An 18,337-nucleotide genomic window follows, 5' to 3' on the forward strand; every position below is an offset into this window, starting at 1 on the left:
CAGTGGCGGCCGGCAGCTTGAACGATGAAGGCGCCCGATCGGGCCCCTTCATCGTTCAAGCTGCCGGCCGCCACTGGCCTGGTTTTACTCCGCCACAGCGGCCTGGAATTGGTCCGCCCTTTACATGCTGGCCTCGCTCGCCCTCGTGGGCCTCGACGCCGTCTTTCCGACGCAGCACCTCTACGGGGATCTCACACGCATCCTCGACCAGGTCGACTTCACCGGCGTGGTGATGAACGGCATGCTGGCCTTCCTGTTGTTCGCCGGCGCCATGGGCCTCGACCTGCGGGCCCTTCGCGACCGCGCCCTGGCGGTGGCGACCCTCGCCTTGCTCGGCACGCTGATCTCGACCGTCCTGGTCGGGGGCGCCTTCTGGGCCGCGGCGCAGGCGCTGGGCAATCCCATGCCGTTCGCCTGGGCGCTGGTGTTCGGGGCGCTCATCAGCCCGACCGATCCGGTCGCCGTGCTGGCCACCCTCAAGAACGTGCAGGTCCCCGAGGCCCTTGAGATCGAGATGCAGGGCGAGGCCCTGTTCAACGACGGCATCGGCATCGTGCTGTTCACGGTCCTCGTCGCCTTCGCGTCCGGTTCGGGCGGAGAGGCGACCGGCGCGGGCGGCGTCGCGACGCTCCTCCTGCACGAGGCCGGGGGCGGCCTGGTCCTCGGCGTCGTGACCGGCTACGTCGCCTACCGCGCGATGCGGGCCATCGACGACTTCCCGGTCGAGGTGCTGATCACCCTGGCGCTCGTCACCGGCACCTACGCGCTCGCCCAGAAGCTCGGGGCCAGCGGACCGCTGGCCGTGGTCGCGGCCGGGTTGCTCATCGGCGAGCGCGCCCCACGCCATGCGATGAGCGACAACACCCAGAAGTACGTCTCGGCCCTCTGGACCCTGATCGACGAGGTCCTCAACTCGGTGCTGTTCCTGCTGATCGGGCTGGAGGTCCTCGTGCTCCGGTTCCAGGTCTCGGGCCTGACGCTGGCCGCCTGCGCCGTCCCCATCGTGCTGCTCGCCCGCCTCGTCGCCGTGACGGCCCCGGTGCTGCTCTTCCGCTGGGGCGGCAACCTCTGCCTCGGCAATGTCCCGTTCCTGACCTGGGCGGGGGTGCGCGGCGGCATCTCGGTGGCGCTGGCCCTCTCGATCCCGGAGAGCGACGCCAAGCCGGCCATCCTGGCGGCGACCTATGCCGTGGTGCTGTTCACCATCATCGTGCAGGGCTCGACCCTTGGCATGGTGGCCCGGCGCACGCTGTGAGCGCAGGGCACGGATCGCCCCCGAACCGTACCGGTCCCTTCCGGACCGGCCGTCGACGGCCACGGCCGGACGTCCCATCGCGCGCCGCTATCCCTAGGGCTAGACCCAGCCGTTCCGCCGGAACCGCCAGTACAGGACGGTGCATGCGGTGAGGATGCCCCCGAGCACGACGAAGTAGCCGTAGCGCCATTTGAGCTCGGGCATGAACTCGAAGTTCATTCCGTAGATCCCGGCGATGGCGGTCGGGACCGCGAGGATGGCCGCCCAGGCCGCGAGCCGCCGCGTGATGTTCGTTTGCTGGGCCTGCCCCAGCATCAGGCTCGCCTCGAACGCGAACGCGAGCACCTCGCGCAGGGCGTCGATCTCCTCCTGTACGCCCCGCAGGTGGTCGGAGACGTCCCGGAACAGCGGCTGCATCTCCTCGTCGATGGCCACCATGTCGTCGTGCTCCAGCTTGCGGCAGACCTCGACGAGCGGAACCACGGCCGTGCGCAGGCGCAGCAGGTCGCGGCGGAGCAGGTAAAGCCTCTCCACCTCCGTCGGGAGCAACTCACGCTTGAGGATGCGGTCCTCGATGGCCTCCACCTCGGCCATGACCGTCTCCATCACGGGCCGGTAGTTGTCGACGATGAAGTCGAGGACGGCATGGAGGATGTAGTCCTCGCCATGGGCCAGCTGCCTCGGGCAGGATTCGGTTTTCTCCCGGACGGGCGCGTAGGAGGCCGAGGCGCCGTGGCGGACGGTGACGACGAATCCCCGGCCCACGAAGATCTGGGTCTCGCCGAGCGCGATGCGGCCATCCACCAACTGGGCGGTGCGCACGACAACGAAGAGGCAGTCGCCATATCGCTCGACCTTCGGGCGCTGGTGGGCATGCCGCGCATCCTCGATGGCGAGGCGGTGCAGGCCGAACTGCTCCTGCAGCGCGACGAGCAGTTCCATCGACGGCTGGTAGAGGCCGATCCAGACGACGTGATCCGGCCGCCGCGCCCATTCCCCGGCCTCGTCGATCCGGATGTCCGCGACCCGGCGTCCGCCGGCATAGACCCCGGAGGCGACGATGCCCGGGACCTCGGCCCCGACGGCGGCGACGGGACCATCGGCGGCAGGGGCCTTCGCAAGTGACGCCGGTGACCGGGCATCGCCCCCGCCGACGCTCGCCGCCATGCCGCCGCTCATGACGCACTCCCATTGCGGCGGGCGTCGGCATCTCGCGCCTGCCCCTTCCCGTCCGCGGCTTCCGCCCTGAGCTCCCGCTCGGCCAGGAGCCAGAAACGTATGTCGAGTCCCTCCGGCCTGTGGTTGCGGTCCCAAAGCTCGAAGGCCCGTTCGCGGATGCGCTCGAAGGTGATGTCGTTCGTCAGGGTCATCTAAGCGCCTTCCCCGCAACGGTCCGCCGTTGCGCCTGCATCCATAGGGCGACCGAGACGCCTCGCGATGGTGGACCGCGCCGCATCCACGGCAAGCGTCGCCGCCGCCAGGGTGCGGGGCTCGCTCGTCCGCCTCATCGCATGGCGGGCGATGCTGGCCGCGAGGTCGTCGGTCTCGCCCGCCATCGCCTCCAGCCTTACCCGGTCGGTCGCATTTCGGGCGTTCGAGCGGATCTCCAGCAACCGCAGGGTCGCGACCTCGATCCGTTCGCGCCGGACGCGCCCCACGCGCTGGCGCAGCCACGCGGCGACGGACCCGAGGCCGCCACCGAGGATGGCCACGAGGTAGATCCAGCTCTCGTAGCGCTCGATGAAACTCTCCTGCTCGCGCTCGTAGTAGTCGATGGCGCCCGGGTGAATGGGCAGCCGTGCGCTGGTCGCGCCGACGGTCGTGTCGTAGGCCGGATGCGTCACGTCCTCCGCCGCGGGAGCGGCCTCCGACAGGAGCGTCCGCATCTCGAACAGGTGCTGGGTCACCTCCGCGGCGACGCTCCGGGACAGGGTCGAACGGGCCATGAGGCGGTAGGACGACCCGACCGTCGGGACGTCCTCGGCCGGGAGGCGCGGCTGCCCGTCGTAGAGGCCGGCAGGGATGGTGACGGCCTGGAGCCGGGGAAGCCGTGCCAGGGTGGACGCCGCGTCGGGCGCGCCGAACAGCGTCGCCTCGCCGTTCGCGTCCTCCCCCCGGACGATCCCGACGATGCGTTGCGCGGCCGCCGAGGTCGGCGTGGTCAGCAGGATCACGGCGGCGATGCGGCCCTCGGAGAGGAAGCGGCCTAGGTCGCCCTCCTCGACCGGAACGAGGGCCACGGTCCGTCCGGGCACGTCGCCCTCCGGAACGTCGGTCCGCAGGTCCAGGCCGTGTCGCTCGACGAGGCTCCGAACGAGGGCATGGTCCGCCTTCCGGGACGCGAGGATGCCCAACCGTTTGCCCGCAAGGGCGGGGAACCCGTCGATGCCGGCTTGGCGGGGCGCGACCACGAAGGTCGCCTGCTCGCGCAGGACCGCCAGGGTGAGCCCGTTGCGCGGCATCGACACGTCGGGCCTTACCACGGCGAGATCGGCCTTGCCGTCCCGGAGGGCCTCGGCGCTCTCGCGCACCCCGCCGTAGGGGACGATCCGCAGGCGGATGGACGCCTTTCCCTTCGACAGGGCCTCGGCGTAGGCCCGCATCAGGGCCGGCTCGGAACCCCCGTTCGGGGCCACGGCGACCACCAGCGTGGTCGGTCGCGAAAGGTAGGCGTAGGCGAGGCCGGCGACGGCCAGCGCCAGGAGCGGCGCGCACAGCCAGACCACCCGCCGGATCGGCGACCCCACCTTGCGCAAGCGACTTCCCCCGTCGGCGCCTCGTCGCCGTAGGCAAAGGTGGGCCGTTGGAGGCCACGTTGCGAGTGAGCCATGCCCCCGATCCGTGCCTTCGCATCGAATCCTGATGGGACACTTATGCGGAAGCCTAAGTCTCCCGCTCGAACCCTTATGCGGCCAGGCTCAGGTTAGGGATGCGGTCCCGACGATGGATCGCGCGAACCCAAGCAGATCCATGCCCGTCCCCCTTCCGGCCCCCGCCATCGTCGCCGAGGCCCCGCAATCCCCCACGACGAGCTTCGTCGTCGGCCAGGACCCGCAGGGTCGCTGGATCGCCGTGGAGACCCACGGCCTGGGCGGCGGCCTCTTCCGCACGCGGCATGACGCGCTCCACTACGCGGTCGACCTCACCGACCATCGACCCGACGCCGTCGTGATCGCGACGGACCGCATCGAGCTCCGGATCTGAGATGAACGGGGGCGCCCGACGACTGCGGGCCCGCAGTGCCCGCCGCCTCGTCGCAAGGTACGTGGCGGCGGGGGCCGTCCTGGTGATCGTTGGCGCCGCCGGGTGGGCCCTGGGCCTGTCGGTATCCGCCACCGTGGCGACGCTCTGCATCGGATTGCCGGCGATGGCGCTGATCCGGCATTTCGCCATTCGGGAGCACGGGCGCCGAAGGGGGGGACCGTCGGATGCGATGGCAGGCGGCACGGCAGAACCACGGCCTTGGCGCATCGCTCGCCCGAAGCCGCAGATCATGACGTTGGGCCCGGACGAGATCGAGCGGATCGCGGAGAGCCTCGCGTCGGCCCATCGCTCAGGCGGTGAGAGCCTCGACGCAGGCCTCCACCGCCTGGCCGGGATGGACGAGGCCGAGGACGTGCAGGAGGCGACGTTGCGCATCCTGGCGGACGGCCACGTCGGCTACGCGCTGTGCGCCACCAGCCCGATGACCGCACGGCTCCTGGGATGCACGGAACCGGTGATCGCCCCACTGCGTCGCGGAGCGCTTCTGGACGACGGCTCGACCTTCCTCCTGCCGCGGGGGATCATCGGGGTCGGGGCCGGATACTGCTTCGTCCTGGGGCACCCCCTGGGAGAGGTATCGGAAGGTCCGGCCGGAGAGCGCGAGGCGGCCGATGCCTGCCTCGCCTGCCATCTCGAACTGCATATGGTCGGACGTCGCGTCCCCCACGGCACCCCACTGAACGCGTCGACGGCCACGGCCGACCTCGGGCTCGACGTCGTCCATGTGCTCGGGCCCCGGGTGCGGGACGGACGTCCCGTCGACCTCGCCTCGACCGAGGTCCGTATCGACCTCGATGGCCATGCCGTCACCCGGGGCCGGGGAGCGGATACGCTCGGCGCACCCATCGGCGCCGTCGCCTGGACGGCACGGTGGCTGGCCGGCCGCGGGCGCCGCCTGGAAGCCGGCGAGGTCGTCACGACGGGGAGTTGCACCGGCCTCGTGCGGGTCGTCCCCGGCCAGCGCGTCCGCGCATCCTTCGAGGATCTCGGGACGGTTTCCCTCGACCTCGTCTGACCAGCCGGTCGCTTCGCAGCCGGGCTTGACCGTGGACGCGGGGCGCCGGATGCCGGCGGGACGACACTTATAGCCTATGCCGGCGCCGCGGTCGCCGAGATCGCCGGATGCTTCGCCTTCTGGGCGTGGCTTCGCCTCGACCGTTCGCCGTGGTGGCTGGCGCCCGGCATGGCGTCGCTCGCCCTGTTCGCCTACCTGCTGACCCTCGTCGACAGCGAGAGCGCGGGACGCGCATACGCGGCCTACGGCGGCGTCTACATCGTCTCGTCGATTCTATGGCTCTGGCTGGCCGAGGGGCACCGCCCCGACCGATGGGACATCGGCGGCGCTGCGATCTGTCTCTTCGGTGCCGCGGTCATCCTGCTGGGACCACGCGGAACCTGAGCGTTACGACGTCAGGACCCGCTCGAAGAAGATCCAACCGTTGGTACCACCCCATCACCACGGCACAAATCGACCCGATACAGCCGTCCTAGCCAACGTTCACGGTTCTCCAAAGCGGACAGCCGTCGATTATCAGGCAACTTCGGCGCGGTGCAGAATGCAGAGGTTCAGGTTTTTGATAGCGAAAGAGACATCAATGCCTCATCATAATATGTATCGCCAATTTTCAAAGCTCGCCGCTCAAGCCCGTATGTTTGAAAGCCTGCAGATTTGTAAATTTCAAGAGCGGCATCATTGTTTACCCCCACGCTCAGAGTGACTTCTTCGACCGATAGGGCTGCATGCTCGATAGCTTTCCTCAATAGCGCGGTCCCAAGTCCAGATCGACGAACTCCTTCGCGGACGTACATACCCCAGATCACTGATTTATGCCTCGTCTTGGCTGCCGCAGGGCGATATATCCCGACAATCCCATCAAGGCGTGCTTCATCTCCGGATCGCCCCCCGAATACGACAGCGCTATCCAACCTATCCGCGGAATCAGCTTCCGATTGTGTGACCTCATCTTCCCAGGACGCACCGAACGCTTCTGGATGCTTTAGAAGCCCTTCGAGTCGTAGTTCGCGGAAAGCGGCCGCATCGGCGCTGGTCAAGCGTAAGATCGTCGAGGAAAGGGCTCGCGCTCCGGTGCTCATAACCGAAGCTTACCGGCCAAAGCGCGGCCCGGCTACGGGTACGGGTACGGAAAGCGCCGACGGCGATGTCTGCTGTGATGCTATCACCGTTCAGAAGCAGACGAGCCGAAAACCACCCAACCCAGCCGTAGAACGGACCGACGGGTCCCGACCCAACTACGCCATAGAAGCGGGCTGACGCTGTTCTCGAAAGCAGACATCGAGGCTGGGCTCGCGTCACGGAGGCATTGTTTGAGATGTTCGCCTTCCGGACTGGCGACACCGCTCGATTAATCCGTGATCTGCACCTGCTCGACGCCGCCGAGTTTGCCGGGCTTGCCCGCCGCGACCACGAGGTAACGGCGGCTCGGGCCGGCGTCCTTGCGGGTGACTTGCCGGATCGGGCCGATCGCGTTGACGATGGCCGCGCCGGCCGGGTTGGTGGTGAAGGCGGCGAGTGGCTCCAGGCCGGTCGCGCCCTTCGGATCTGCGGACAGCGCCAGCACGAACGGCATCTTCGGCGCCAGTCCCGTGATCGCGGCCTGCAGCGTCTGCAGCACGCCCTGGTCGAACAGGGTGACCTGCGTCGCCGGCTTGCCGTCGCCGCCCGCGAGCGTCAGCGCACTGGTCTGGCCTGCGGCCCCCAGCGGCTGGAGGTTTTGCATTCCGTCGCCCTCCGGCACGGCGTTCGGGACGTAGGCGACGCCCTGCGGACCCTGCCCGATCGGCACCTCGGCGATCACCGTGTTCGACGCGGTGTCGATCACCGCGGCCTTGTCGGCGTTCTCCAGGCCGACATAGACGCGGCTGCCGTCGCCCGAGGGCCAGAGCCCGTGCGGCAGGGCGCCGGTCGGGATCGTTGCGAGCTGGAAGAAATCGTCGGTGCGGAACACCTTGACCTGGTTCAGGCCGCCAATCGTCACGTAGGCGAACTGGCCGGCCTTGGTCGAGACGATGTTGACGTGGTTGGTGATCGGCCCGGTCTCGATCGTCTTCAGCGGCGCGAATGGCGGACGCGCCGAAAACACCTGGGTCCGGCCGACATCCTTGAGGGTGAACCACACCTGCTTGCCGTCCGGCGTGGCGGCGATGTCGGGGCAGAACGGGCTCTCCTGCTTCACGCGGCCGACGATGGCGTGGGTCTTGGTGTCGATGACGACGGTCTCGGGGCTGAAGCTGGAGCAGACGTAACCGTAGGTGCCGTCCGGCGAGAAGATCGTCATGCCCGGCCCGTTCGGTACGGTGATCCGGCGGGTCTCCTTGGCGGTCGCGGCATCGAGCACGGCGATATAGTCTTCGCCGCGCACGCTCACCCAGACCTCTCGACCGTCCGGCGTGAAGAAGGCTTCGTGCGGCGAGCGGCCGACATAGGCGGTGTGGCGGACCGCGTTGGTCGCCGTGTCGATGAAGCTTACGGAGTTCGAACCGATCGAGACCGCGAGAAGGGTCCTGTGGTCCGGCGAGAAGCCCATGCCGTGGACCAGAAGCTGCCCGCGATAGAGCGGGCTCAGATTCATCGGCGTCGGGTCGCCGAGCCGGATCACCCCGAGCAGGGTGTTGGCGGCGGGATCGATTACCGAGACCGTGTTGGAGAACTGATCGGAGGTGTAGAACCGGTCTTTGCTGCTGATGGGCACGTCGGGCGCCGAGGCGGGGCCCGGAGCCTGCCCGGCGAAGGCCGAGCCGGAGAGCAGCACAAGGGCGAGAACGGTCAGGGCGGTCTTCATCGGCGGTGCTCCGAAGGCATCTCGGCGGCAGGTGCCGCGCCATGGTGGTGAACGGGAGGGGCGCCGGCGGACCGACCCGGCATCGCGGGGCGATCGGCGAGCGCGCGGCGCATCACATCGATCTCCTGGCCCTGCTCGACGACGATCCCCTGCGCGAGGCGGCGCAGGACCGGATCCTTGCCGTGGAGCAGCTCTGCCTTCGCCATCGCGATCGCGCCTTCGTGGTGCGGGATCATCATCGCGGCGAAGTCGCGGTCGGGGTCGCCCGAGGGCGGGACCATCATGTCGGCATGCATCTGCGCCATCGACTGCGCCATCATCGCGTCGAAGGACGCGGACGGAGCTGCCGCTGGCTCGGTCGCGGCCAAGGTCGGGCGCATCATCATCCGGCCGCCGACGAGGCCGCTCGCCATCAGCGCCGCCGTCACGGCAAATCCCAGTGCTCCGCGCATGCGGCTTCCTTTTGATCCGGTGTCGATGGGAAGGATGCCTGGGGCGCGGCTTTATTCCGCGGATTTGGCTGAGAGCCCGTTCACGCCTTCGTGATCTGTCGTCGAGAAGACGCGTGGAATAGAGGCGCCTCTTCGGCATCCCTCCCGATGCGGTCATGCTCGACCGCGGGAGACCTCACCCATGCGCACTCTGCTGATCCGCGCCGCCTTCGCGGCTGTCGCCTTCTCCGCCTTGGCCGCCCAGGCTGCCGCGCCTGCCATGACGGCCGAGACCGCCAAGGGGCCGGCGCTCGTCGATGCCAAGAGCATGACCCTCTACACCTTCGACAAGGACATGGGCGGCAAGTCGATGTGCAACGGCCCCTGCGCCACCAACTGGCCGGCCCTGATGGCCGCCTCCGGCTCGGCCGCCAGCGGCGACTGGACGATGGTGACGCGGGACGACGGCACGATGCAGTGGGCCTACAAGGGCAAGCCGCTCTACACCTTTGCCAAGGACACCAAGCCCGGCGACATCACCGGCGACGGCTTCCTCAACGGCGCGTGGCACATCGCCAAGCCTTGATCGGTGAATGCCTTGATCGGCCCCCTCTGACCGGGAAACGTCGTTGGACGAGATCGCCGCCCTCATCGAACCGCAGATCCCGGCGTTGCGGCGCTACGCCGTCGCGCTGTTGCGGGACCGCGAGGCGGCCGACGACCTCGTTCAGGACACGCTGGAGCGGGCATTGTCCGCCTGGTCCGGGCGTCGCCGCGACGGCGACTTGCGGGCGTGGCTGTTCACGATCGAGCGCAATCTGTTCCTCGGCGCCGTCCGGCGCCGGGGCCGGCGCGGCGTCGATGTCGGCGCGGAAGCACTGGAGCAGGTGCCCGATCCGGGTATCGACCCGGAAGCCGCGTTGGGAGGCCACGACGTACTCGCCGGGCTCGACACCCTGCCCGAGGAACAGCGCTCGGTGCTGCTGCTCGTCGCGGTGGAGGATCTGTCTTATGCCGAGGCGGCCCAGGTGCTCGGGGTACCGCTCGGCACGGTGATGTCGCGCTTAAGCCGGGCGCGGACACGGATGCGAAGTTTTCTGGAAACTGGCCGGACCGGCCTCTTGAGGAGGGTGAAATGAGCGGGGATCCACGCCCGGTCGGCGAGGACGACCTGCACGGCCTGATCGACGGCCGCCTCGAACCGGAGCGGCAGGCGCTGGTCGAGGCATGGCTCAAAGGAAACCCCGCGCGTGCGGCCGAGGTCTCGGCGGATCGCGCCCTGCGCGAGCGCATGCGTGCCCGCCTCGCGCCGATCGCCGAGGAGGCGATCCCGGCGCGGCTCCGGGTGGCCAACATTCGCCCGCGACGTCGGTTCGTCGGCGGGGGCTGGTTCCCCACGGCAGCTGCAGCCGTGCTCTGCCTTGCGCTCGGCGGTACCGGCGGCTGGGTCGGCCATGCCCTGCGCGGCGGACCCGCGACGGCGATGGTGGCGGAGGCACCGGCGACGCAGGACGCAGTCGCGGCCTTTCGCACCTTCGTGGTCGAGGTGGTGCATCCGGTGGAGGTGCGCGCCGACGAGAAGCTCCACCTCGTGACGTGGCTCTCGAAGCGCCTCGGTCACGCGGTCGCGGCCCCCGATCTCGCGGCCCAAGGGTTTCGCCTGATGGGCGGGCGGCTGCTGCCGGCCGGCGCCGAATCCGCAGCGATGCTAATGTACGACGACGACCGCGGAACCCGCCTGTCGCTCTACAGCCGTGTCGGAGACGGCGATGGGCGAACGCTCTTCCGCTTCGCTCGCGAGGGCGATGTCGCCGCCTTCTCCTGGGTCGATGGCGGCATGTCCTACGTCGTCACCGGTCGAACTGATGAGGCCCGGCTGCTCACTGTCGCGCAGGCGGTCGATGCGCAGGTGCGTGGCCTCGCGCCGGATCGTCGGCAGCCGTGACCCTCGACCAGCTCCGCATCTTCGTGGCGGTGGCCGAGCGGCAGCACGTGACGCGGGCTGCCGAAGCGCTGAACCTCGTCCAGTCGGCGGTCAGCACGGCGATCGCCAACATCGAGGGGCGGCACGCGACGAAGCTGTTTCACCGGGTCGGCCGCGGGATCGAGTTGACCGAGGCGGGGCGCGTGTTCCTCGTCGAGGCCCGCGCCGTGCTTGCCCGCGCCGACGCGGCCGAACTGGTGCTCGCCGACCTCAGCGGCCTGCGGCGCGGGACGCTGGCGCTCTACGCCAGCCAGACCATCGCCAGCGACTGGCTGCCTCGCCACCTCGTCGCCTTCCGCCGGGCCTACCCTGAGATCGCTATCCGGTTGGCGGTGGGCAACACCACCGACGCCGCCGACGCAGTGCGCGCCGGGCAGGCCGAACTCGGCTTCGTCGAGGGGGCGCTCGACGACCCGACGCTTGCGAGCACCACCATCGCGCAGGACCAACTGGTCCTCGTGGTCGCCCCTGGCCATGCCTTCGCCGGGGCGACCGCCCTCGAACCCGAAAATCTCGCCGGGGCCGACTGGGTGCTGCGCGAGGCGGGATCGGGAACCCGCTCGGCCTTCGAGACGGCCCTGGGTGCGGCCGGCCTCGCAGCCGCCCAGCTTCGGGTCACGCTCGAACTGCCCTCTAACGAGGCGGTGCGCGCCGCCGTCGAGGCCGGGGGCGGGGCCGCCGTCCTGTCCGAGACCGTGGTCGCCGCAGCGCTTCGGGCCGGAACCCTGGTGCGGGCGGCGTTCGCCCTGCCGAGCCGGCCGTTCCGGGTGCTGCGCCACAAGGAGCGCTACCGCAGCCGGGCCGCCGACGCGTTGCTCGACCTGATCGCGACGGCGGATGCCGGATGAGCGATCCTGCGAAACCCGTGCACCCCGACGATCCCCGGGTGAGGCTCGCCGAGGACCGGACGGTTCTGGCAGCCGAGCGTACGTTCGTGGCGTGGCTTCGCACCGGGCTCGCCTTCCTCGGCGTCGGCCTGGCCGCGCAGCGCTTCCTGCGGGAGGTGCTGGCGGTCTGGCCGCTAAAGGTGCTGTCGCTCACGTTGATCGCCTGCGCGCTTGCCTCGTTCGCCGGCGCCGCATGGCGGGACCGGGCGATCCGGGCGCGTCTCGCCGATGCCGAGATCCCGATGATGCCGCGCATCCTCACCGTCGGGATCGCGGCCTTGCTGATCGCGATCTCGGGCCTTGCGGCCACCGCCCTGCTCTGGGCGTGACTGTTAGGCCACCGTGACCCGTACCCGGTGCCAGGCGGCGCTGAGGTAGCCCTTGTAGTTCCAGGTATCGTCGGGCGCCGCCGGCTGGGTCTGGCCGGCGGAGTCCCAGGCCCGCACCGCGAGTTCGTGCTCGCCCGCGGTCAGCTCGCGGTCGATCTCCCAGAACGTCCAGGCGTAGGGCGCGTCCGCATTGCGGTCGATCCGGGCCTGTGCCCAGCTGCGACCGCCATCCGTCGAGACGTCTACGCGGGCGACCGCGCGGTCGCTGGCGATGGCGTAGCCGCGGATCGCGTGCCGGCCGGGCTTCAACGCTGCGCCGCGGGCGGGCTCGCAGATCGCGCTGTTGAGCGGCATCGCCTCGATGGTGATGCCGTGGGCCGGGTCGGCGGTCTCGGCCGTCACGTCGGGCGGGAATAGCTTGTAGTCGTCGGCCTGCATCGGGTTGTCGGAGGGGTGGTCCTGCACCGTGATGCGGGCGAGCCATTTCGGGCTGCGGATGCCGGCAAATCCTGGAACGACCACTCGTAGGGGATGGCCGTGCTCGGGGGCGAGAGGCTCGCCGTTCATCGAGAAGGCGAGCAGCGTCTCGGGGGCCAGTGCCTTGGCGAGTAGGATCGAGGCGCCGAAGCGCGTGTCCGTGTCCGCGATCCGGTCGTGGCTCTCGAAGGCGACGTGGCGCGTACCGCCCGCATCGATCCCGGCGGCGTGCAGGACGTCGGCGAGCCGCACCCCGGTCCATTCCGCGTTGCCGATGGCGCCGGGCGCCCACGGGTCGCCGGAGACCGGGGCCACAGCCAGCATGTCGGCCCGGCGGTTGCCGGCGCATTGCATCACCGCCGTGACGGTGACGTGCGCGAAGCGTGCCTTCAGATCGGCGACGGACAATTCGAGGGGCGTCGCGACCATCCCGTCGACAGTCAGGCGGTAGCCGTCGGCGTCGATGTCCGGGATGTTGCCGTGGCTGCGGACGTAGAAGTCGGCCTGGTCGGTGAGGAAGGCCGCCCGCAGGCGATCGAGCGGCGGCTCGGCATTGTAGGGCGCCTCGCCGTGCACGATGAGGCGGTCCTTGCGCTGGAACAGGCCGAGCATGGGGTTTTTGTCCTGCGTTCGTGACGTGTCGACGACGAGAACGCGCCGGGGGCGATAAGGCCCCCGACGCGCGTCGCTTCACGGCTTCATCGTCGAGACGACTACGTTCTTCGCCCGGTCCACCACGGCGACGCTGAGGTCGCGGTTGAGGACGTAGGCGTGGGCGTTGTCGGCCGAGAACGCGATCGCCTGGCGCGGCTCGTTCAGGCCGGTCACCGTGGCGACGACCTTGAGGGTGCCGGTGTCGATCACCGAGAGCGAGTTGTCCTTGAGGTTGCCCGAATAGACGAAGCGCCCGTCCGGGGTCAGCGCGGCGCCGTAGGGGTCCTTGCCCACTGCCACCTCGGAGGTGACTTTACGGGCGGCGACATCGACCACGCCGATGGTGTTACGGCCGCTATTGGCGGCAAACAGCGTCTTACCGTCCTTGGTGATCGAGATGGCGCGCAGCTTGTCGAACCCGGCGATCTCGCCGGTGATCTTGTTGGTGGCGGTATCGACCAACGTAATCTTGTCGCCGAGGAAGTTCGTCACGAACACGGTCTTGCCGTCCGGCGACAGCTTCACGCCCTGGCGCGGCTGCGCGAAGCCGGGGATCACGGCCTCGGCGAGCATGGTCTTGGTGTCGAACACGGTCAGCGTGCTCGCGGCCTCGTTGTTGACGTAGAGCTTGGTCCCGTCGGCCGAGAGCACCGTGCCGAACGCGCCGGGGCCCGCGGCGAGAACGCCGGCCTCCTTGCCGGTGGCGGTCTCATAGACCGTGATCCGGCCGGTGCCGCTGTCGGAGATGTAGAAGCGGGCGCCGTCCGGTGCGAACACGATGTTGCGCGGCGTGACGAAGCCGTCGAGGCGGCGCAGCACGGTGCCCTTGGCGACGTCGTAGACGACGACGGCGCTCTCCTCGCTGTTCGACACAGCGGCGACGGTCCCGGCGGCGTTCAGCGCCAGGGCGTTGTTCTTGATCGCGCCGTCGAAGCCGGCGGCGAACCCGGGCTGGCCCTGGGCGAGGAGCAAGGCGGCTCCGGCGAGGAGGGTGCGGAGGCTGGTGCGGATATGGGTCATGAAGCGGGTCTCTCGGGCATGCGCACTCGTTCGGCGGCCAAAGGCCGGCCGCGAGGGCTGGTTCGAAATCGGAAATCCGTGGTGCAAGGCCGGGCCAGCCGTGCATCGCCCTGAGGAGATGCCGGAAGGTGCGGTCTATTCCCCGAGGCCGGCGAAAAAAACGCGGTGGCCTCTGGATTCGGGGATTCAGGGCGTCGGCTTCAACGCCGTGAGGTAATCGACGATGGTCTGCACGTCCGCCTGATCGACGGGCGCCTTGTAGACGTGGACCATCTTGTTCACGGTCTCGGTCCACTGCGCCTTCGTGAGCTTGGGCTGGGTCAGCACCATCCCGGCCGAGTGGCAGGCGAGGCAGTTGTTGTTGACCGCCTCGGCCCCCGGCCCGTCCGGGAAGATCCGGTCGGAAGTCGGGAATTCGATCGATTGCGAGGTGAAGCGCATCGGCTCGGGAGCCGAAGCGGCGAGCGCCACCATGGGAGACAGTATGAGGGCGGCGATGAGGGCCGCAGGGCGGATCGGGTTCATGGCTGTTCTCCTCAAGCGGCCTGGAAGGACACGGCCTCGATGCCGTTCTGCATGAAGCCGGCGCCGTTCCAGACCCGGTCCATGGGCTGCGCGACGCCGTTGGTGTTGGTGCAGCGGACCCGGACCGTGTGGGTGCCGGAGGCCAGCGCCGGCAGGCTGCCCTCGAAGCGGCGGAAGCTGTAGGGGCCCTCGTCCGCGCCGAGCTGCGCCGGGAACCACGTCGCCCCGCCGTCGCCGGAGAACTCGACCGCCTTCACCCCGCAATCGCCGCCGAAGGCGATGCCGCGCAACGCCACCGGCGTTCCGGCCGCCACCTTGGCGCCGTCCTGCAGGTTGGTTACGAACGAGCGCGGCACCATCCTGTTGATCGGCACCGTCTTGAAGCCGGTCTGACCGGGCTTGATGTTAGCGCCCGGCACGTCCGGTATGCGGTAAGCGGTCTTCATCCAATATTGGTCGTCGGGCTTGTCCAGCACCTCGATGTCGGACAGCATCTTGACCCAGTAGGTCGAGTACCAGCCCGGCACCACGAGGCGGAGCGGGAAACCGTTGAGCAGCGGAAGTTGCTCGCCGTTCATCGCGTAGGCGATCATCACCTCACCATTGTTGGCGTGGTCGAGATCGAGGGACTTCTTGAAGTCCGGCGCGTCGTCGACCACGGGCTCGTCGAGGCCGCTGAAGCGCACCTGCACGGCGCCGGACTTCACCCCGGCCTTTTCGAGCACGTCCTTGAGGCGCACCCCGGTCCAGCGGGCGTTGCCCATCGAGCCGTTGGCCCATTGCGCGCCGGGCACCCGCGGCTCGAACAGCCCACGCGAATTGCCCGAGCACTGGTTCACCGCGGCGATCTCGAAGCGCGGCAGGCCGGCGATGGCGTCGAGCGAGAGCGAGAGCTCCTTCTCGACATGGCCGTGGACCTTGAGCCGGAAGGTGCCGGCATCGACTTCGGTCGGGATCGAGGCCCAGTGCCAGCGGACGTAGAAGCGATCGTTGGGGGTGAACACGCCCTCGTCGAACACCGAGAACGGCGTCTCCAGTAGCGGCGGATGAGTGCGCTGGAGGATCATCTCGGCCTTGCCCGGAAAGGCCGTGGTCAGCGCCCGCTCGTCCGGGCCGCCGGGCAGCGGAAGCTTCACCGAGCCGCCCGCCCAGGCCGGTATGGCGGCGCCGAGGCTGCCGAGCCCTAGGCCACCCAGGACGAGGCGGCGGTTCATCGGTCTGTCCAGTCCGTGCATGGTCTCTCCCCTTGAAGGATGTCGGCGTCGATGCGTTCGAGGGCACCGGGCCGGTGGCGATTCCTCGCGACCAGGGAGATGCTACGGGATGCGATTTATTCCCACCAACGGTCTTTCGCGATACGAATGATCTCCAAACGCGATGATCTGAGAAGTTTCGATCTCCGATGGGACGATCAAGGACGCCGTCTCGGCGTCACGCCGCCGGCGCGCCGACGGGCGCGGTCCTGCGACACCCGAACAGGGCGTGACGCTCGGAAAAACCGCGCAGGGCGACGGTGCCGAGCGGTTCAAGGGCATGTGCCAACCCGTCGATGAAGGTGTCGGTGGCGATCAGCGGCGTGTCGTAGGTCTTGCACAGGCGCTCGACGCGGGCGAGCACGTTGAGATCGCGGCCGATCGCCGTGAAATCGACCCGGTCGCCGCCGCCGATATTGCCGTAGGCGACCTCCCCGACATGAAGTGCGACGCCGACCTCGAAGGCAGCCCTGTCACCGTCGCGCAGGGTCGCAAGCGCATCAAGCGCGGCCTCGGCGGAACGCAAGGCGGCACTGCGCGCCTCGGCCTCGTCGCGATCGGCATCGAACACGGCCAGTAGCCCGTCGCCGATGTACTTCAGCACCTCGCCGCCTTCCGCCTCGACGGCCGGCACGATGGCATCGAACATCCGGTTGAGGGCGGCCACGACACGGTCGGAGCTTTGCCGGTCGGACAGTTCGCCGAACCCGCGCAGGTCGGTCAGCATCATCGCGGCCCGCATCAAGCGTACGTCGCCGCGCCGCACCGTGCCGGCCAGGATTTGCCGCGCCGGGTCGCGTCCGACATAGGCACTCAGCACCGCGCCTAGCATGTCGTCGAGCGCCTTGATCTCGAACAGCAGCGAGAACGGCTCGACCAGCGCCAGCAACGTGTCGATCTCGATCGGCGTGAAGCCGCCCGGTCTCGCCGTGGCCCAGGAGGCGGCGCCCATGCGTCCACGCGCGGCGCGCAGCGGCACGATGAGGTAGTCGGTTAGACCCTCGGTGCGAAGCTCGCCGAGCACAGGAAACGGCAGCGGCCCATCCCCGTCGAGACGGCATCGGAATGGGGTACGGGTCTCGACTACGCGCTCGACGGTGTTGCCGTGGAAGGTCGGCGTACTCTCGATGCCGTGGCGGCGACGCAGGGCTAGGCTCGACGCTCCTGGATGCCAGACGCGCATTACCCAGCGGAACGACGGATGCAGGGTCGGCGCGTGGGTGGTGGCGCGGGCCAGTGGCAAGCCAAGCCCCGAGAGGCACGCACTGAACCCGTCGAGAAGGGCTGCCGCGTCCGCCGTTTCGCGACCCGGCCTCATCAACCATCCCGTCGCCTGCGCGACCGCCTCGGACGAAGATTGGGACGAACGTGTCACGGCAGTTCTTTCATCAAGGAGTTGGATCGATGCCATAGCGCGGATCAGACGAGGCCGAGCACGCGGATCAGGCCGAGGCTGACGGCGCCGAGGGCGAGGAGCGAGGCGACCACCGCGAGGGTCACCCGCGCCCCGGCCTTGGCGACGCTGCGCACGTCGACCCCGAGGCCGAGCGCCGCCATCGAGACCACGGTCAGCACGTTGGCGGTCTCCGACATCGGCGCGAGCGCAACCGGCGGGATCAGGCCCGTCGAGCGAAGGCCCGCGAGCGCAAGGAAGGCGAGGATGAACCACGGCACCAGGCGGTGGATCGCGAGGCCGCCGCGGGCCGGGCGGTCGCCCGCGGTGACGCCGGGGGCGGCCTCGTCGGTCTCCTCGCGCAGCCGGCTTGCGCCGAGCGAGAGCACCAGGACGACCGGGCCTAGCATCAGCACCCGGACGAGCTTCACCAGGGTTCCGACCTGGACGCTGAGCGCCGCGACCGGCGCGGTGGCGGCGAGGACCTGCGGAACAGCGTAGACGGTGAGGCCGGCGAGCACGCCGTACTGCATCGGCGACAGACCGAGCAGCGGCACCAGCAGCGGCAGGCCGAGCACCACCAGCACGCCCAGCACCGCGGTGAAGGCGATGGAGGCGGCGACATCCTCGCCGTCGGCGCCGATCACCGGTGCCGTGGCCGCGATCGCCGAGTTGCCGCAGATCGAGTTACCGCATGCGACGAGGATCGCCATGCGCGGGTGCAGCCCGAGCGCCCGGCCGATGCCGTAGCTCGACAGGATCGCGACCACGACGACGCCCGCGATGCCGAAGAGAAGGCCCGGTCCGGCGGCGAGGATCGTCGCGAGGCTGAGCGACGCGCCGAGTAGTACGACCGCGATCTCCAGCACGGTCTTGGCCCCGAAGGCGATGCCGGGAAAGAAACGCTGCGACGGGGTCCAAATGGTGCGGATCGCGCTGCCGAGCAGGATCGCGAGCACCAGGGCTTCGAGCCAGGCACGACCGAACAGGTGCGCCTCGGCGGCCTCGAAGCCGACCGCTGCGGCGGTGACCGCCACACAGAGGCCCAGTCCCGGAAGGATGGCT

General features: G+C 69.3%; 21 protein-coding genes. 9 read left to right on the top strand and 12 right to left on the bottom strand.

All coding sequences use genetic code 11. The features are described from left to right. Window positions 1-124: 124 nt before the first annotated feature. On the top strand, window positions 125-1,255 hold the full coding sequence (locus MFF13_RS25180) for a cation:proton antiporter (RefSeq protein WP_238273270.1): 1,131 nt from the start codon (window positions 125-127) through the stop codon (window positions 1,253-1,255). Window positions 1,256-1,354: 99 nt separating this feature from the next. Here MFF13_RS25180 and MFF13_RS25185 read toward each other — a convergent pair whose 3' ends face one another. Genes MFF13_RS25185 through MFF13_RS25195 form a run of 3 tightly spaced genes read right to left on the bottom strand, consistent with a single transcriptional unit; the run spans window position 1,355 to window position 4,011 of the window. Beyond that, entirely contained in the window at window positions 1,355-2,434 is a 1,080-nt protein-coding gene (locus MFF13_RS25185; protein ID WP_238273271.1) for a magnesium and cobalt transport protein CorA, read from the bottom strand. Continuing rightward, window positions 2,431-2,625, bottom strand: a complete 195-nt coding sequence (locus MFF13_RS25190; RefSeq protein WP_147831146.1) for a DUF2934 domain-containing protein — start codon at window positions 2,623-2,625, stop codon at window positions 2,431-2,433. The genes MFF13_RS25185 and MFF13_RS25190 overlap by 4 nt, the downstream gene beginning before the upstream one ends. Beyond that, the gene (locus MFF13_RS25195; protein ID WP_373322611.1) at window positions 2,626-4,011 is read right to left on the bottom strand and encodes a TAXI family TRAP transporter solute-binding subunit; all 1,386 of its coding nucleotides are present in this window, start codon (window positions 4,009-4,011) and stop codon (window positions 2,626-2,628) included. 214 nt (window positions 4,012-4,225) lie between these two features. Between MFF13_RS25195 and MFF13_RS25200 the strand changes: the two genes are divergently transcribed. The 3 genes from MFF13_RS25200 (at window position 4,226) to MFF13_RS25210 (ending at window position 5,918) form a co-directional block, all read left to right on the top strand. Then, on the top strand, window positions 4,226-4,459 hold the full coding sequence (locus MFF13_RS25200; RefSeq protein ID WP_238273272.1) for a hypothetical protein: 234 nt from the start codon (window positions 4,226-4,228) through the stop codon (window positions 4,457-4,459). A 1-nt stretch (window position 4,460) separates the two neighbouring features. Next, window positions 4,461-5,534, top strand: coding sequence for a 2-keto-4-pentenoate hydratase (locus tag MFF13_RS25205; RefSeq protein ID WP_147832300.1), 1,074 nt, complete (start codon window positions 4,461-4,463; stop codon window positions 5,532-5,534). 69 nt (window positions 5,535-5,603) lie between these two features. Next, window positions 5,604-5,918, top strand: coding sequence for a YnfA family protein (locus MFF13_RS25210; RefSeq protein WP_147832302.1), 315 nt, complete (start codon window positions 5,604-5,606; stop codon window positions 5,916-5,918). A gap of 167 nt (window positions 5,919-6,085) precedes the next feature. On the opposite strand, the gene MFF13_RS25215 is transcribed toward MFF13_RS25210, so the two are convergent. The 3 genes from MFF13_RS25215 to copM all read right to left on the bottom strand — a co-directional run bounded on the left by MFF13_RS25215 (window position 6,086) and on the right by copM (window position 8,771). Then, window positions 6,086-6,571: a GNAT family N-acetyltransferase gene (locus MFF13_RS25215; protein WP_238273273.1), complete on the bottom strand. Its 486-nt coding sequence runs from the start codon at window positions 6,569-6,571 to the stop codon at window positions 6,086-6,088. Window positions 6,572-6,882: 311 nt separating this feature from the next. Further along, window positions 6,883-8,319 carry a YncE family protein gene (locus tag MFF13_RS25220; protein ID WP_056250480.1) on the bottom strand — a complete coding sequence of 479 codons (1,437 nt, stop codon included), beginning with the start codon at window positions 8,317-8,319 and terminating at the stop codon, window positions 6,883-6,885. Continuing rightward, entirely contained in the window at window positions 8,316-8,771 is a 456-nt protein-coding gene (gene copM / locus MFF13_RS25225; RefSeq protein WP_056250477.1) for a CopM family metallochaperone, read from the bottom strand. The genes MFF13_RS25220 and copM overlap by 4 nt, the downstream gene beginning before the upstream one ends. A 181-nt stretch (window positions 8,772-8,952) precedes the next feature. On the opposite strand from copM, the gene MFF13_RS25230 reads away from it, so the two are divergent. The 5 genes from MFF13_RS25230 to MFF13_RS25250 are packed head-to-tail and all read left to right on the top strand — an operon-like array spanning window position 8,953 to window position 11,950. Beyond that, a complete protein-coding gene (locus MFF13_RS25230; protein WP_056250476.1) occupies window positions 8,953-9,336 on the top strand; it encodes a COG4315 family predicted lipoprotein in 384 nt (127 codons plus the stop codon). Between the two features lie 43 nt (window positions 9,337-9,379). Next, complete coding sequence (locus MFF13_RS25235; RefSeq protein WP_056250474.1) at window positions 9,380-9,889, top strand: RNA polymerase sigma factor; 510 nt, start codon at window positions 9,380-9,382, stop codon at window positions 9,887-9,889. Beyond that, a complete protein-coding gene (locus tag MFF13_RS25240; RefSeq protein ID WP_238273274.1) occupies window positions 9,886-10,695 on the top strand; it encodes an anti-sigma factor family protein in 810 nt (269 codons plus the stop codon). The genes MFF13_RS25235 and MFF13_RS25240 overlap by 4 nt, the downstream gene beginning before the upstream one ends. Beyond that, window positions 10,692-11,582 (top strand): LysR family transcriptional regulator, encoded by an 891-nt coding sequence (locus MFF13_RS25245; protein ID WP_056250469.1) that lies wholly within the window; start codon window positions 10,692-10,694, stop codon window positions 11,580-11,582. Before MFF13_RS25240 ends, MFF13_RS25245 begins: the two co-directional genes overlap by 4 nt. Further along, a complete protein-coding gene (locus MFF13_RS25250) occupies window positions 11,579-11,950 on the top strand; it encodes a YidH family protein (protein WP_056250466.1) in 372 nt (123 codons plus the stop codon). Before MFF13_RS25245 ends, MFF13_RS25250 begins: the two co-directional genes overlap by 4 nt. A 3-nt stretch (window positions 11,951-11,953) precedes the next feature. Here the strand turns inward: MFF13_RS25250 and MFF13_RS25255 are convergent, their stop codons facing one another. From MFF13_RS25255 to MFF13_RS25280, 6 genes are all read right to left on the bottom strand, one after another. Beyond that, entirely contained in the window at window positions 11,954-13,039 is a 1,086-nt protein-coding gene (locus MFF13_RS25255; RefSeq protein ID WP_238273275.1) for a sulfite oxidase, read from the bottom strand. Window positions 13,040-13,117: 78 nt separating this feature from the next. Further along, window positions 13,118-14,101 (bottom strand): beta-propeller fold lactonase family protein, encoded by a 984-nt coding sequence (locus MFF13_RS25260; RefSeq protein WP_056250460.1) that lies wholly within the window; start codon window positions 14,099-14,101, stop codon window positions 13,118-13,120. A 186-nt stretch (window positions 14,102-14,287) separates the two neighbouring features. Further along, on the bottom strand, window positions 14,288-14,626 hold the full coding sequence (locus MFF13_RS25265) for a c-type cytochrome (protein WP_238273276.1): 339 nt from the start codon (window positions 14,624-14,626) through the stop codon (window positions 14,288-14,290). Between the two features lie 11 nt (window positions 14,627-14,637). After that, window positions 14,638-15,861 (bottom strand): molybdopterin-dependent oxidoreductase, encoded by a 1,224-nt coding sequence (locus MFF13_RS25270; protein ID WP_056250451.1) that lies wholly within the window; start codon window positions 15,859-15,861, stop codon window positions 14,638-14,640. A 196-nt stretch (window positions 15,862-16,057) separates the two neighbouring features. After that, window positions 16,058-17,197, bottom strand: a complete 1,140-nt coding sequence (locus MFF13_RS25275; RefSeq protein ID WP_238273277.1) for an adenylate/guanylate cyclase domain-containing protein — start codon at window positions 17,195-17,197, stop codon at window positions 16,058-16,060. A gap of 101 nt (window positions 17,198-17,298) precedes the next feature. Then, window positions 17,299-18,337, bottom strand: a 1,039-nt coding sequence (locus tag MFF13_RS25280) for a YeiH family protein (protein WP_238273278.1), incomplete at its 5' end; no start/stop codon positions are given.

The organism is Methylobacterium cerastii (assembly GCF_022179125.1).
GTDB lineage: Bacteria > Pseudomonadota > Alphaproteobacteria > Rhizobiales > Beijerinckiaceae > Methylobacterium > Methylobacterium cerastii.

Excerpts from the sequence above, each read along its gene's own strand:
- MFF13_RS25230 (WP_056250476.1), top strand. The coding sequence starts at position 8,953 with ATGCGCACTCTGCTGATCCGCGCCGCCTTCGCGGCTGTCGCCTTCTCC.
- MFF13_RS25270 (WP_056250451.1), bottom strand. The coding sequence starts at position 15,861 with ATGCACGGACTGGACAGACCGATGAACCGCCGCCTCGTCCTGGGTGGC.
- MFF13_RS25275 (WP_238273277.1), bottom strand. The coding sequence starts at position 17,197 with ATGAGGCCGGGTCGCGAAACGGCGGACGCGGCAGCCCTTCTCGACGGG.
- MFF13_RS25205 (WP_147832300.1), top strand. The coding sequence starts at position 4,461 with ATGAACGGGGGCGCCCGACGACTGCGGGCCCGCAGTGCCCGCCGCCTC.
- MFF13_RS25255 (WP_238273275.1), bottom strand. The coding sequence starts at position 13,039 with ATGCTCGGCCTGTTCCAGCGCAAGGACCGCCTCATCGTGCACGGCGAG.
- MFF13_RS25260 (WP_056250460.1), bottom strand. The coding sequence starts at position 14,101 with ATGACCCATATCCGCACCAGCCTCCGCACCCTCCTCGCCGGAGCCGCC.
- MFF13_RS25220 (WP_056250480.1), bottom strand. The coding sequence starts at position 8,319 with ATGAAGACCGCCCTGACCGTTCTCGCCCTTGTGCTGCTCTCCGGCTCG.
- MFF13_RS25240 (WP_238273274.1), top strand. The coding sequence starts at position 9,886 with ATGAGCGGGGATCCACGCCCGGTCGGCGAGGACGACCTGCACGGCCTG.
- MFF13_RS25185 (WP_238273271.1), bottom strand. The coding sequence starts at position 2,434 with ATGAGCGGCGGCATGGCGGCGAGCGTCGGCGGGGGCGATGCCCGGTCA.
- MFF13_RS25180 (WP_238273270.1), top strand. The coding sequence starts at position 125 with ATGCTGGCCTCGCTCGCCCTCGTGGGCCTCGACGCCGTCTTTCCGACG.
- MFF13_RS25265 (WP_238273276.1), bottom strand. The coding sequence starts at position 14,626 with ATGAACCCGATCCGCCCTGCGGCCCTCATCGCCGCCCTCATACTGTCT.
- MFF13_RS25200 (WP_238273272.1), top strand. The coding sequence starts at position 4,226 with ATGCCCGTCCCCCTTCCGGCCCCCGCCATCGTCGCCGAGGCCCCGCAA.
- copM (WP_056250477.1), bottom strand. The coding sequence starts at position 8,771 with ATGCGCGGAGCACTGGGATTTGCCGTGACGGCGGCGCTGATGGCGAGC.
- MFF13_RS25250 (WP_056250466.1), top strand. The coding sequence starts at position 11,579 with ATGAGCGATCCTGCGAAACCCGTGCACCCCGACGATCCCCGGGTGAGG.
- MFF13_RS25190 (WP_147831146.1), bottom strand. The coding sequence starts at position 2,625 with ATGACCCTGACGAACGACATCACCTTCGAGCGCATCCGCGAACGGGCC.